Annotated in this window: 15 protein-coding genes; 6 read left to right on the forward strand and 9 right to left on the reverse strand. The window is 62.5% G+C overall.

What is annotated here, in order from left to right:
- Positions 1 to 4: 4 nt before the first annotated feature.
- The 6 genes from NKJ04_RS05325 to NKJ04_RS05350 all read right to left on the reverse strand — a co-directional run bounded on the left by NKJ04_RS05325 (position 5) and on the right by NKJ04_RS05350 (position 3,906).
- A complete protein-coding gene (locus NKJ04_RS05325; protein WP_023810374.1) occupies positions 5 to 877 on the reverse strand; it encodes an undecaprenyl-diphosphate phosphatase in 873 nt (290 codons plus the stop codon).
- Between the two features lie 188 nt (positions 878 to 1,065).
- Positions 1,066 to 1,263 carry a hypothetical protein gene (locus tag NKJ04_RS05330; protein ID WP_013532087.1) on the reverse strand — a complete coding sequence of 66 codons (198 nt, stop codon included), beginning with the start codon at positions 1,261 to 1,263 and terminating at the stop codon, positions 1,066 to 1,068.
- Positions 1,264 to 1,447: 184 nt separating this feature from the next.
- Complete coding sequence (locus tag NKJ04_RS05335; RefSeq protein WP_023810373.1) at positions 1,448 to 1,846, reverse strand: GFA family protein; 399 nt, start codon at positions 1,844 to 1,846, stop codon at positions 1,448 to 1,450.
- A 197-nt stretch (positions 1,847 to 2,043) separates the two neighbouring features.
- On the reverse strand, positions 2,044 to 3,000 hold the full coding sequence (locus NKJ04_RS05340) for an alpha/beta fold hydrolase (RefSeq protein ID WP_352673793.1): 957 nt from the start codon (positions 2,998 to 3,000) through the stop codon (positions 2,044 to 2,046).
- Between the two features lie 43 nt (positions 3,001 to 3,043).
- Entirely contained in the window at positions 3,044 to 3,529 is a 486-nt protein-coding gene (locus tag NKJ04_RS05345) for an SRPBCC family protein (protein ID WP_352673794.1), read from the reverse strand.
- Between the two features lie 128 nt (positions 3,530 to 3,657).
- Positions 3,658 to 3,906: a ParB N-terminal domain-containing protein gene (locus tag NKJ04_RS05350; protein WP_013532091.1), complete on the reverse strand. Its 249-nt coding sequence runs from the start codon at positions 3,904 to 3,906 to the stop codon at positions 3,658 to 3,660.
- A gap of 154 nt (positions 3,907 to 4,060) precedes the next feature.
- Here NKJ04_RS05350 and NKJ04_RS05355 point away from each other — a divergent pair, with 154 nt between their 5' ends.
- The 5 genes from NKJ04_RS05355 (at position 4,061) to NKJ04_RS05375 (ending at position 9,792) form a co-directional block, all read left to right on the forward strand.
- The gene (locus NKJ04_RS05355) at positions 4,061 to 5,704 is read left to right on the forward strand and encodes a N,N-dimethylformamidase beta subunit family domain-containing protein (protein ID WP_023810369.1); all 1,644 of its coding nucleotides are present in this window, start codon (positions 4,061 to 4,063) and stop codon (positions 5,702 to 5,704) included.
- A 1-nt stretch (position 5,705) separates the two neighbouring features.
- Positions 5,706 to 7,085 (forward strand): aminotransferase family protein, encoded by a 1,380-nt coding sequence (locus tag NKJ04_RS05360; protein WP_352673796.1) that lies wholly within the window; start codon positions 5,706 to 5,708, stop codon positions 7,083 to 7,085.
- A 10-nt stretch (positions 7,086 to 7,095) separates the two neighbouring features.
- Entirely contained in the window at positions 7,096 to 8,025 is a 930-nt protein-coding gene (gene kce, locus NKJ04_RS05365) for a 3,5-dioxohexanoate:acetyl-CoA acetone transferase (RefSeq protein WP_352552689.1), read from the forward strand.
- A gap of 226 nt (positions 8,026 to 8,251) precedes the next feature.
- A complete protein-coding gene (locus tag NKJ04_RS05370; protein WP_352673798.1) occupies positions 8,252 to 8,767 on the forward strand; it encodes a GNAT family N-acetyltransferase in 516 nt (171 codons plus the stop codon).
- Positions 8,764 to 9,792 carry a histone deacetylase family protein gene (locus tag NKJ04_RS05375; RefSeq protein WP_128303302.1) on the forward strand — a complete coding sequence of 343 codons (1,029 nt, stop codon included), beginning with the start codon at positions 8,764 to 8,766 and terminating at the stop codon, positions 9,790 to 9,792. Before NKJ04_RS05370 ends, NKJ04_RS05375 begins: the two co-directional genes overlap by 4 nt.
- Before the next feature lie 15 nt (positions 9,793 to 9,807).
- On the opposite strand, the gene NKJ04_RS05380 is transcribed toward NKJ04_RS05375, so the two are convergent.
- The 3 genes from NKJ04_RS05380 to NKJ04_RS05390 form a co-directional block, all read right to left on the reverse strand.
- A complete protein-coding gene (locus NKJ04_RS05380; protein ID WP_352552692.1) occupies positions 9,808 to 11,073 on the reverse strand; it encodes a cysteine desulfurase-like protein in 1,266 nt (421 codons plus the stop codon).
- Between the two features lie 53 nt (positions 11,074 to 11,126).
- Positions 11,127 to 12,194: an aldo/keto reductase gene (locus tag NKJ04_RS05385; protein ID WP_128303300.1), complete on the reverse strand. Its 1,068-nt coding sequence runs from the start codon at positions 12,192 to 12,194 to the stop codon at positions 11,127 to 11,129.
- Positions 12,195 to 12,309: 115 nt separating this feature from the next.
- Positions 12,310 to 12,765, reverse strand: a complete 456-nt coding sequence (locus tag NKJ04_RS05390; protein ID WP_352440168.1) for a hypothetical protein — start codon at positions 12,763 to 12,765, stop codon at positions 12,310 to 12,312.
- Between the two features lie 393 nt (positions 12,766 to 13,158).
- Between NKJ04_RS05390 and NKJ04_RS05395 the strand changes: the two genes are divergently transcribed.
- The gene (locus NKJ04_RS05395) at positions 13,159 to 13,323 is read left to right on the forward strand and encodes a hypothetical protein (protein WP_023810361.1); all 165 of its coding nucleotides are present in this window, start codon (positions 13,159 to 13,161) and stop codon (positions 13,321 to 13,323) included.
- Positions 13,324 to 13,374 lie beyond the last annotated feature (51 nt).

The raw sequence follows: 13,374 nt of genomic DNA on the forward strand, positions 1-13,374 counted from the left end.
TGCCTTAGACGAGCCATCCCATCGCCACGCCCAGCAGCAGGACGACACCGAGCAGGCCGCGATAAATGACGAACGGCCAGGCCGAGAAACGCTCCAGCACGTGCATCAGCCCCCATATGGCGAAGAAGGCGGAGATCGAGGCGACGACCAGCCCGACGGCAAGGACCGACCACCCATGGGCGTCGAGATGGACCTTGTGCAGTTCCCAGAGTTCCTTAAGGCCGGCGAGTGCAATCGCCGGCAACCCGAGCAGGAACGAGAAGCGCGCCGCCTCGGCCCGCTTGAAGCCGAGCCCCAGTGCCGCCGTCAGGGTCGAGCCCGAGCGCGAGACGCCGGGGACAAGCGCGCCGATCTGGGCAACACCGACGAGCAGCGCATCGGTCAGCGACGCACCGCCCATGCTGCGCCGGTGACGGGCAAAGATCTCGGCCAGCGCCAGCAAGATCGCCATTGCGATGCAGGCCCAGCCGATCACCGTTAGGCTGCGTAGCGGCGAATTGCAGGCGTTGAGCACGCCCGACAGCGCCACGCCGGCGATGACGATCGGGATCGTCGCCAGCACGATCCAGAGCGCCAGCTTGAAATGCCGGTCGGCGAAATCGCGTCGCGCCAGAGCGTCGAACGAACCAAACAGGATATTCCTGACATCACTCCAGAAATAGCTGACCACCGCGGCAAGAGCCGCGAGTTGCATGGCGGCGGAGAAGGCGGAGCCAGGATCCTGCCAGCCGAGCACGGCCGGCACGATGCGCATATGGGCAGTCGAGGAAATCGGCAACAGTTCGGTGATGCCTTGCACCACGCCGAGGAACGCCACCTTGGCGAACCCCAGCCCGACGAAGCCCGTGTCCAGGCCTTGTGTGCAGATGTCGGCCAAAATCGAATTCCGTGCATGAGAGATCAGAGTTGCGTGGACCGACCACCGGTCAATCCCCGACAAGCCTTATCGTCATGGGCCGGATAATCAATTTACGGATTTGTAAGCTGGCGTGCCGAAGTGCACGCCGTTCGAAACCGGCCCACCTTGGAGCCGGCTTGAGATACACAGGGAAAATCGCAAAGCGACTACGGGCAGAGCCAGAGTTTCTGGCATGTCCTGGCGATCACATGCGCCGGCGGCACTTCGGGCTCATCGGTCGAAGGCCGGCGAGCCCGTTCGAGCAGCATGCGCACCTGTTCGGGGCGCACACGATCGCGCTCCATCACAAGCAGGACCATCGGATCGCTCAAAAGCTCGTCCAGGGTGCTGATGCTGTCGTTCATCCGTCGTCTCCTCGAATGCCGTACCCGCGACCCATAAATAGGGAGACAATGATGGCCCGCCAATGACGCTTTGCCGGCTACCTCGTGTCGATTTGGATTAAATTTTGGCCATGGTTGCGTTCTTCCTTCTCGCTGGCGTAGCGCGTCGATCCACCTTCTTCCACAACAAAGGGAAAGGGGAAAATTAGCCTGGCGGAGGGGCGCCTTCGTATTTCGGCAGGCTGTCATCGAGCACCACCCAGGGCTGCTTCGAGGCGGTGAAAATATGCATTTGCGGCTTGAAAACCGTGGGATCGTCGAGCGAACCGGTGGTGATGCCGATGATATCAGCGGAATCACGCCGGGAAAACATCGTCGTGCCGCAGCTCGGGCAAAAGCCGCGCTTGAGATCCGGCGAAGAGTTTATGGTCGCCAGCGGCCCGTCGATCGTCACGTCGTCGATGCGAAACAGGACGCGTGCGTTGAAGGCGGCGCCGATCGCCTTCTGGCAAACCCGGCAGTGGCAGACGCGTTCGTTGATGGGGGCCGCGTCCGCGCGGTAGCGCACCGCCTTGCACAGGCATCCGCCGTCATATCTTGCCATTGTCCGGATCGATCCACTGGTGGGGGAGAATAGGCGCGCAAGGTATCGGCGCGGCCGATTGGGTCAATTGAAAAGCTTTGATGCAACGTCATCGCTTATGCTGATGCGAGTGGGGCTGAAGTCATGACGCCGAAAGCCGTCATGGCGGCCGCATGACGATCCGCCGGCTGCCAGCCAACAACCGGCGGCCTTGGCGTTCACTCCGTTTCGCCGACGACCTCGTCCCAGGTTTTGACCTTGGTCTGGCCGTTGAGGAACGGCAGCGCGGCGGCCGTGAGTTCGGGGGCGAAGAAAGTGTCGTAGTGGGTGCGGTTGGGCAGGATCGCCAGGCGGTTCTGCGACAGGTTCTCGCGCATCCAGCCGGCGTCCTTCAGCCCGCCGCCGAGCATCTGATAAAACTTGATCTCGTGCTCGGGCTTGTACATATCGCTGTCGCCATAGACCAGCATGACAGGCATCTTCAGCTTGGCGACGTCGGCCGAGTAATCGCGGTTCTGACGCATGAAGCCGCCCAGCGCATCGAGGAGCTTCGGGAACTCCTCCGGATGCGGCGCCACCGCGACGTAGGATTTGTACATCGGCGTGTCCTTCATGAACTCAGCCGCAGCCGCGCTCACCTGTGCCTGCTGGGGACGCATCTCGTCATAGAAGCCGTCCGTGGCGTAGCCGGTCGATACCAGGACGAGGCGGCGCACCGCTTCGGGATGCTGGCCGGCCATGCGGAAGGCGACGCCGCCGCCCAGCGAATAGCCCATGACATCGACCTGGTCGTAACCGAGCGCCTTGACGATGGCGGCCATGTCGTCGCCCATCGCTTCCACGGTGAATGGTCGGTCACCCAGCGCGGTGCGACCGTGACCCTGCAGGTCGACGCCGATGACGGTGCGGTTTTCGGCAAGTTTCGGCAGGATCGGCGCGAACATATCCGTGGTGCCGAGACCGCCATGCAGCAGAAGCAGCGGCTCGCCCTTGCCATAGATGGCATAATAATAATTCAGGCCGTTGATCGGCAGCAGGCCAGACTTTTCCGGCTTCGGCAGTGCGTTCGTCTCAGTCGTCATGGCGGGTTTTGTCTCCTCCGCATTGGTGGTGCCTGGGCAGCCAACGAGCGCTACAACCGAAGCAAGAATGGCGAAAAACAGGGTTTTGGACATATCGATCTCCTCTCGTCCTGCCGGTATCAGAGCGTCATGCGGATCAAAGCGTTTTGGCGAGTTCTTCGAGCTGGTCGGCGCACTGTCCCCAACCCTCGTGGAAACCCATCTTCTCATGCTGTTCGCGGTCGGCGACGCTCCAGTGCCTGACCCGAGCGATGTAGCGCGTCTTGCCGTTGCCCTCGTCCTCGAAGGTCAGCACGACGGTCATGAACGGCTTTTCCGAAGGCTGCCAAGCCTCTGTGTAGGCGTCGGTGAAGACGATCTTCCTGCCGGGAACGACTTCGAGGAAGACTCCCGGGTTGGGGAATTCGTTGCCGTCCGGGCTAGCCATAACGACAAGGCTCGAGCCGCCGGTGCGCACATCCATCTCGGCGCGCGGCGTCGTCCACGGCTTTGGCGAGAACCAGCACGTGATCAGTTTCGGATCGGTCCAGCAGCGATAGACGTTCTCACGCGGCGCATCGATGATGCGGGCAAGAACCAGTTCACGGTCGTTGGTGGGGGCGATGTCGAGCTTGATGGTCATGATGGCGTCCTGCGTTTGATCTGCTTCCGTCCCAAGGACGAGCCGATGAACCGCAAACCGACATCGTCCGCGAAAATTTTGCGATGACGTCCCTGCTCCGCGTCGGTCCGTGGGGAACGAAGGAAGTGTCAGTGGCGCTTGGCTTGCACCAGATAAGCCTCGATTTCGGTCTCGCCGAGCCACTTTGCCGCTTCCAGCCGGTGCAGGCCTTCGACGAGGATGTGGCGTTTGCCGTCATGGCGGACCTGGATCGGCGTCTTCATGCCGTTTTCCAGAATGTCCTCGGCCAGATGGCGGACGGTCTCGGGATGCAGCGTCTTCTTGCGCGCTGTCGGCACGTAGATCTCGTCGACTTTGACCTTTTGCACTCTGAGCATTCCGACCCCCGTGGCGGAAACGCCGCCTGCCCTGAGATAGTCCGTTTGATGGAGGCGGCCAAGGGTGCGGCTAACGAATGCTGGTCCGATCGTTTCCATTTGACGCAACGACAGCAGATCGCCGAAATGGCGGCCTTCGACCTTTCAGGTGTTCATGACCCATCTGCCGACCGAATTCCCCGATTTCGGACTGACGCCGGAGCAGCGCCGCCACGCGGTGCGTGGCCATTACTACGAATGGCCGGGGATGGATGGCGAGCGCGGCGAGATCTGGTGCTACAGCGACCGCTTTTCCTATCGCGCCGGCGAAACGGTGGCGTTGCATGTCAGTTCGACAGCTCCGAACTTCGGCATGACAATCACCCGGGATGGCGGCAGCGAGACCAAAGCGTTCGAAAAATCGGGCATCGCGGCACGCCGGCAGGACACACCTGACCAGTGTTCGGTTGAAGGCTGCGGCTGGGACGTATCCTTCGAATTTCGCGTCGGGGCGGACTGGCCGTCCGGCGCCTATCGGGTCACGCTGACCGCCGACGGCCGCGACGGCAAACCGATCCAATCCCATCATCTTTTCATCGTCAGCCCGCAGCCGGGCCGTAAACCCGGCCGTGTGCTGCAGGTGGCTGCGACAGGCACATGGCTGGCCTACAACACCTGGGGCGGCTCCAACCACTACCAGGGCATCACCGGGCCGGATCGCAACCAGTATTCGCCCATCGTGTCGACGCAACGCCCCTGGTGCCGCGGCTTCGTCGTGCTGCCGAAAGACGCGCCGCGCGTGCCGCTGGAAGTCGCCGTGCCACCCAAGACGATTCCCCGCTATCCGCATATGGAATGGGCGCTCGCCACAGGCCATTCGAAGAAATACGCCTCTTCGGGCTGGGCCAGCTATGACAGCCATTTCTTCCGCTTCGCCGAACAGGCCGGCTATGGCGTCGATCTCATCAGCCAGCACGATCTGCATTTTTCGTCCGAAATTCTCGACGGCTACGACTGTGCCGTCTTCGTCGGCCATGACGAATACTGGACCTGGGAAATGCGCGATGCCGTCGACGCCTATGTCGAGCGCGGCGGCCATGCGGCGCGCTTTGCCGGCAATTTCATGTGGCAGACGCGGCTGGAAGACGAGGCCCGCCGGCAGGTCTGCTACAAATATCGCGCGCGTGCCGAAGACCCCGCCTATCTCCCAGGCGGCGACATCACCCGCGCCACCAACTCCTGGGAAGCGCCGGAAATCGGCCGGCCGGGTTCGGCGACCTTCGGGCTCAACGCCACGCGCGGGGTTTATACCGGTTGGGGCGGTTGCGCGCCGCGCGGCGTGCGTGGCTTTCCGGTCTACCGGCCGGAGCACTGGGCCTTTGCCGGCACCGGCATCTATTATGGTGACCTGCTGGGCTCCGACAGCCATGTCTATGGCTATGAAGTCGATGGGCTCGACTTCGAGATACGCGGCGGCCTGCCCTACCCCACAGCGACCAGCGGCGCGCCAGACGGCCTGCAGGTTCTCGCGGTCGGCATGGCATCCCAGGTCGAGGAAAGCGCCGACATTCCGATCGAGGATCAGTTCCTCACCGACGAAGACGGTCGCTTCACCGCCGAAACACTGTTCGGAGAGGCGAGCGACGCCAATCTGGAAAAGGTCAAACGCGGCAATGGCATGATCGTCAATTTCCCGCGCGGCAAGGGCGAGGTGTTCCACGCCGGAAGCTGCGAATGGGTCGCCGGCCTGCTAAGACAGGACCCGATGGTCGAACGCGTCACAAAAAATGTCCTCGATCGTTACCTCGGAAAGCCCTGATATGTCGAAAATCCAATCCGCCGTTGAAGAAACCGAAGTCCGGCGAGACTCGCATCTGTTCTATCTGTCCAGCCTGCGCCGGCCGCTGATCGACCGTGCCGAGGGCATCTATATGTGGACGCAGGACGGCCGCCGCTTTATCGACGGCTCGAGCGGCCCGATGGTCGCCAATATCGGCCATTCCAACCGCAACGTGCTGGATGCCATGAAGCGGCAGATGGACCGCGCCACCTTCGCCTATCGGCTGCATTTCGAGAACGAGCCGGCCGAGGAGTTGGCACGCGAACTGGCCGGCAAGCTGCCGGAAGGCATGGACCGCATCTTCTTCGTCTCGGGCGGCTCGGAGGCGACGGAATCCTGCATCAAGCTGGCGCGGCAATGGGCCGTTGCCACCGGACAGGCCAGCCGCTGGAAGGTGATCACGCGCTTCCCCTCCTATCATGGCGGCACGCTGGGTTCGCTCTCGATCACCGGCGACGATGCGCTGGCCGAAACGTTCGAGCCGATGATGCGGGTGATGCCGACCGTGCCGGCGCCGAACGCCTGGCGCGACCGCGACAATCTCTCGATGGAACAGCGCGGCATCCGCTATGCCGACATGCTGGAAGAAAAGATCCTGGCCGAAGGGCCTGAGAGCGTGGTGGCCTTCATCATGGAGCCGATCGGTGGCGCGGCGACCTCAGCCCTGGTGGCGCCCGACAGCTACTATCCGCGCATCCGCGAGATCTGCGACCGCTACGGAATCCTGCTCATCCACGACGAGGTGATGAGCGGGGCCGGTCGCACCGGCAAATTCCTCGGCGGCGACCATTGGAACTGCAAGCCCGACATCGTCGCGCTGTCGAAGGGGCTGGGTTCGGGCTATGCGCCGCTTGGCGCGCTCGCCGCCCCGATGCGGCTGGTGCAGCCGCTGCTTGACGCCGGCGGCTTCCAGCACGGCCACACCTATGCCGGCAACCCGCTGGCCTGCGCCGCCGGGCTGGCTGTGCTCGGTGAAATGGACCGGCTCAACCTGATCGCCAATGCGGCTGCCATGGGCGACGTGCTGATGGACGGGCTGAAGGGGCTGGCGAAGCGGTTTCCGTTCATTGCCGACGTGCGCGGCAAGGGCCTGCTCACCGGCGCCCAGATGGTTGCCGATCCCGAGACGCTCCGACCGATCGACCAGACCAAGAAAGCCACGCAACGGCTGCTCGACCTCGCCTATCAGCGCGGGCTGATCATCTATGGCCGCAGGGTCAAGGGCGGCGTCGACGGCGACAATTTCATGGTCGCGCCGCCGATGATCGTCACCAGGGAGCAGGTCGGCGAGATCGTCTCCATCATCGGCGACTCGCTGGACGTTCTGGCCTCCGAACTCGATCTACCGGTCGAAGGCTGAGGCGACAAAGATGGCGCCTAGAAAAGTCATCATCACCTGCGCTGTCACCGGCTCGGTGCACACGCCGTCGATGTCGCCCTATCTGCCGGTGACGCCGGACCAGATCGCCGCCGACGCGATCGCCGCCGCAGAAGCCGGTGCTTCGATCCTGCATCTGCACGCCCGCGATCCGAGTGACGGCCGCCCGACCGCCGATCCGGACGTCTACATGCAGTTCCTGCCGCGCATCAAACAGGCGACCGATGCAGTGATCAACATCACCACCGGCGGCTCGTCGTTGATGACCTTGGACCAGCGGCTGGCGGCACCGCTCAGAGCCGAGCCCGAAATGTGCTCGCTCAACATGGGTTCGATGAATTTCGCGCTGTTCCCGATGCTCGACAAGCCGAGGGAATGGCAGCACGAGTGGGAGCCGAAGCTGCTGGAAGCCACCCGCGACACGATCTTCAAGAACACCTTCGCGGACATGGAGGGCGTGCTGGAGAGGCTGGGCAAGGGCTGCGGCACGCGCTTCGAGTTCGAATGCTACGATGTCGGCCATCTCTATTCGCTGGCGCATTTCCGCGACCGGGGACTGGTGTCGGGACCGCTGTTCATCCAGTTCGTGCTGGGCATTCTGGGCGGCATTGGCGCCGACCCGGACAATCTCGTCCACATGAAGCGGATCGCCGACAAATTGTTCGGCGACAGCTACCAGTTCTCGGTGCTGGCCGCCGGCCGCCAGCAGATGCCGCTGATTTCGATCGCCGCGGCAATGGGCGGCAATGTCCGCGTCGGGCTGGAAGACAGTCTCTATGACGGACGCCAGCTGGCGAAATCCAATGCCGATCAGGTGCGCCGCATCCGTGGCATTCTCGATGGGCTGTCGCTGGAGGTTGCAACCCCCACCGAAGCGCGCGACATGCTGGCGCTCAAGGGCGGCGACCGGGTGGCGTTTTGAGATGCTGGCGTTTGAAAGGGAGACAATCTGAAATGATTGCGTTCCTTCGCACCCCCCTCTGTCCTGCCGGACATCTCCCCCGCAAGGGGGGAGATCGGATGTCATTTCGGCTTTCGCTAACTTCCAACGTTGCAGGATGGGCGGTAGTATCAAAACTGCCAATCTCCCTCCTTGCGGGGGAGATGTCCGGCAGGACAGAGGGGGGTGCCTGGGCACCGAACCTCCGATGATTGTCCCCCCGCCCAATATCCTCCTTCGACTCGGCACTCTCGACGACGTCGAAACGATCCACGCGGCGATCCTGAAACTCGGCACCCATATCGGCGCGCCCGAGGAGATCATTTCGACACCGGACGATCTCAGAACTTACGGCTTTGGTGAAAAGCCATCCTTCTCCACCCTGATCGCCGAAGTCGGCGGCGAATTTGCCGGGCTCTGCCTGCATTTCCCGATCTTTTCGACCTGGATGGGGCGGCCTGGCGTCTATGTGCAAGACCTCTATGTCGAGGATCGTTTTCGTGGCCGCAAGATCGGCGAGCGGCTGCTGAGGCACGTTGCGGCGCAGTGCCGGAAAGAAGGCGGCGTGTATCTGAGGCTATCCGTCGACACCGACAATGAGGGCGCCAAGGCCTTTTATGAAAGGCTGGGCATCGCCTGGTCGAGCTACGAACAGACCCAGAAGATCATCGGCGATGCCTTCTTTGCCTTCGTCGACACGGCCGAGAATGAGGAGCAGGAATGAAAGCCTTCTACGCCGAGGAACAGAAGCGTCACGACCCCAAGGCCTTTCTGTCAAGCGGTGCGGCGCAGCCCAATCCGGAAAAGCCGGAGCGCGTCGAAAGATTGTTAGCCGGCGCATTATCCGCCGGTTGCACGATCGAGCGGTCTCGGGATCATGGGCTCGGCCCGGTCGCGGCTGTGCATACGCCCGAATATCTGGATTTCCTCGAGCATATCTACGCGCGCTGGCAGCGCATCGAGGGCGCTTCGGCCGAAGTGATCCCCAACATCCATCCGATCGCGCGCAACGGCTCCTACCCGGCCTCGGCAGTCGGGCAGGCCGGCTACCACATGGCCGATACTGCTTGCCCGATCTCGGGCGAGACTTGGCAAAGCGCGCTGTGGAGCGTCTGGAGCGCGGTCGATGCGGCCGAGGCGGTGATGTCAGGCGTACCGGCCGCCTACGCGCTATGCCGCCCGCCCGGTCACCACGCCTTTGCCGATGTCGCCGGCGGCTTCTGTTTCATCAACAATTCGGCCGTCGCCGCACAGGCTCTGCGTAAACAGGCCGCACGGGTGGCGATCCTCGATGTCGACCTGCATCACGGCAACGGCACGCAAGGCATCTTCTATGCACGACCGGATGTGCTGACCGTCTCGCTGCATGCCGATCCCGTGCGTTTCTACCCGTTCTTCTGGGGCCATGCCGACGAGCGCGGCGAAGGGCCAGGCCTCGGCTACAATTTCAACCTGCCGCTGCCACGCAAATCTGCCGACGCGGCGTTTCTCGAAGCGCTCGAGGTAGCGTTCCAGCGCATCCGTGCCTTTTCGCCCGACGCGCTGGTCGTGGCGCTCGGGCTCGATGCGTTCGAGGGCGATCCGTTCGGCGGACTTTCGGTGACGACGCCGGGTTTCTCGCGCATCGGCGAGGCCATCGCAAAGCTCGACCTGCCGACGGTCATCGTCCAGGAGGGCGGCTACCTCTGCGACGAACTCGGCGACAATCTCACCGCGTTCCTCACCGGCTTCGGCGGCAAGATGCGGTGAGTACTCAAGCCAGTGTCAGGAGCGCTGCTGCCTGAGCATGGCGATGACCCGGTGCACGCTCTCCAGCGTCTCGTCGATTTCGGCAGATGTGTTGTAGTGAGCGATGCCGATGCGCACGACGCCATACTCGGCCGGGATGCCGAGTTGATGGACGATCTCCCAGGCATAGTTGTGCCCCGACCACAGGAAGATGTTCTCGGCGTTCATCTGCCGTACGATCGTCTCCGGCACGATGCCGTCGACGGTGAAGGACACCGTCGGCACGCGCTCGCCAATCCGCTTCGGATCGGTGATGCCGTGGATGGTCAGACCCTCGATATCGGACAGACCGTCGATCAGCTGTTGCGCCAGCGGGTTTTCATAGGCGATCGACACCGCGAACGCCTTGGCGATCTTCTGCCTTCGCGATCCACCCTCGCCCGCTGCCGCGCCAAGGTTGGCGAAGTAATCGACCGCGGCCGTGAGGCCGGCCATCAGTTCGATCTGCGGCGTGCCCAGCTCGAACCGCTCCGGCAGGCCGTTGGATGAACAGCGGCACTTGTAGGGTTTCAGATCATCGATGACATCATGCCGGCCCCACAAAATGCCCATATGCGGGCCGAAGAATTTGTAGGCCGAACAGATCAAGAAATCGCAGCCGAGCTCCTGAACGTCGATCAGGCCGTGCGGGGCGAACTGCACGGCATCGACATAGACCAGCGCGCCGGCGTTCCTGGCGATGGCGCTCAGCGCCTTCACCCGGTTGATGGAACCAGTCAGGTTGCTGGCATAGTTCAACGCGACCAGCCGGGTCCTGTCGGATAGCAACCCGGCGAGCGTCGCCTCTTCGACCTGCCAGCTCTTTTCGTCGAACGGCAGCCAGCGCACGACGAGGCCGAGATCCTCGGCCAGCTGCAGCCAGGGCGACACATTGCCCTCATGGTCCATGCGGGTGAGGATGATCTCGTCGCCGGGCTTCATCGTGCGGCCGAGCGTGCGCGACATGTGATAGGTCAGCGTCGTCATGTTGGCGCCGATGATGATTTCTTCCGGGCTCGCCGCACCAAGGAAATCGGCCATTGCCCGATGCGCCTCATCGACGACGGCCTGCGCGGCAATCGTCGTTTCGAAATAGCCGCCAAGGTTGGCGTTGGTGGTCAAAAGACAGCGCGACACGGCGTCTGCGACGACTTGCGGCACCTGCGTGCCGGCCGGATTGTCGAGATAGATGCGGCGACGGCCCTTGTCGGTCAGGGAGAGAGCGGGAAATCTTTCGCGGACCAGCTCGATCGGAAAATTCATTGTTGCCCTTCTCCCATTGTAATCATTGGATTCGGCCAGCGGCCAATCCCCGTTCAAGGACAGGGATTACCGACCCGCTGATGGATCGCATCCACCGCCTTCTGCATTTCTTCGGTCCAGACGACATCGACGGAAGACAGCGCCATGTCGAGCTGCGAAAGCGTCGTTGCGCCGACGATGTTGGAGGTTACGAACGGCCGGCTTGAGACATAGGCATTGGCAAACAGTGCCGGCTCCAGGTCAAAGGAGCGCGCCAGCTCATTGTATTCAAGTTGTGCTTCGGCAGCACCTGGCGTCTCGTAGCGCTGGCCGCGGTTGAATAGCTGCGTGCGCGAGCCCTGAGGCCGCGCGCCATGGTCGTATTTGCCAGTCAGGTATCCCTGTGCCAGCGGCGAATAGGGCAGCAGCGACACTTGCTCGCGCTCGCAGACCTCGGCGAGGTTCACCTCGAAGGTGCGGTTGACGAGATTGTAGGCGTTCTGGATCGACGCGACGCGCGGGCCGATGTCCTTGTCGGCTTCGGCAAGGAACCGCATCACGCCCCAGGAACTCTCGTTCGACAGGCCGAAATGGCGTATCTTTCCTGCCTTCACCAGTTCGTCGAACACGGCAAGCGTCTCGGCGACCGGCGTTTCGTCGGCCGGTGCGCCGACGGAATCGGCGCGCGGCGACACGGCGCCGACGCGCGTCGGGTTGGCGCCCCAGGGGATATCCCGCTCCGGCCAGTGGATCTGATAGAGGTCGATATAGTCGGTGCCGAGCTTGGCCAGCGACTTGTCGATGGCGTCAAAGATATCGGCGCGCACCAGTTGCGACGGCCTGTCGCCGCGAAACCAGCTGTTGGCCGTGCGGCCGACGACCTTCGAGGCAAGGATTACCTTGTCGCGGTTGCCCTTGGCTTTCATCCAGCTGCCGATGATCTTTTCGGTCCACCCTTGCGTCTCCGCCTTGGGCGGGATCGGGTAGAGCTCGGCGGTATCGATGAAATTAACGCCGCGCGAGAACGCCAGGTCCATCTGGGCGTGGCCTTCGGCCTCGGTGTTCTGCTGGCCCCAGGTCATGGAGCCCAGGCAGATCTGGGTAACAAGAAGATCGGTCCGACCGAGACGACGCTTGTGCATGGAATTCGGCTCCGGAGGAAGGCTGGCGCGACTGGGCGGAGGAAGCCGCATCTATAGGCAAAGCAGAGCCGCTCTCCAAGCCTCGCCAGAGCGACTTTTGCGTGAACCAGCCGGGTTAGCGGCGAGCACCTGCCAATGCACGGCGCTTGGCCTCGTCGATCAGCATGTTGGCCACTTGCATGCGGATCATGGCGCGCTGGCGCAGATGCGGGGCGACACGGTCGGGGTGGTTGGCAAAGGCAAAGCTGCGGCGCATGCGGCCGAAATCGGCGACCTGCTTGGGCTGATTGAGGCCGAGTTCCACGGCGATGGCTTCGGGATCAATCGGCGGCAGTTTCTCCTCGGGCTTTGGCTCTTCGCCGGCGAGAGCCAGCCTGGCATGATCGAGCAAGGCGGCGAATTCGGTCGCCAGATCCGCGCCCGCCTCGCGATATTCGGCAGCGGAAACCTTGATGCGGCCGGAATGGAGTTCATCGGCCACCGAAAGATAGTCGAACGGGATGGATGGACGAGCGCCGGCCTCTTCGCCCTCGCCATTCTTGCCGGGGGCGATGAAGAGGTCGTCGAGCAACGAAGCGAAATCCCGCTTGGCGCCAGTAGCGATGTCAGCCTCCCCCTCGCCCGACCATTCGGGTATAGAAGCATAGAACCGGCTCGTTAAAAATGCATGGCACCGATCTTAACGAATTTAGCCGTCGCCTCATCTACCGCTTGTGACCGCAATCCCAGAAACAAAAGCCGGACTGCATTTTCATGCAGTCCGGAATTCGCCAGGAGTGGCGAGGAAAAACCAGCCATGTAGCCAGCATTCGAGGCTACGATGCGCATCAGTCAAAAGTTTCATCGGGTTGCAGAAAATGGGGAAAATTCGCCAAGACATGGCAGATATGCAAATGCTGCACTGCACAATTGTCACGATTCACCTATATTGGCAGCCGTGGAGGACCAATTTGGGGCTTGAATCATGGGTTTCTTCACTGAAATGTTCGCCCGGCCGCGGCCGCAGGAGCATCTGAGATACCGCTCGGCGCTCGCGCTGCTTCATTCGATGAGCAATGCCGACCGCGCCGACATCGGGATCAAGCCGGCCGACTTCCCCCGCATCGCCCGCGAAATGTCCATTCGCTAGGTACTTCCGGAGATGTCCCGGATCGATCCGGGACATCTCCAAAAAACTCAA

The sequence above is a fragment of the Mesorhizobium sp. M0618 genome (assembly GCF_040320765.1).
Lineage (GTDB): Bacteria > Pseudomonadota > Alphaproteobacteria > Rhizobiales > Rhizobiaceae > Mesorhizobium.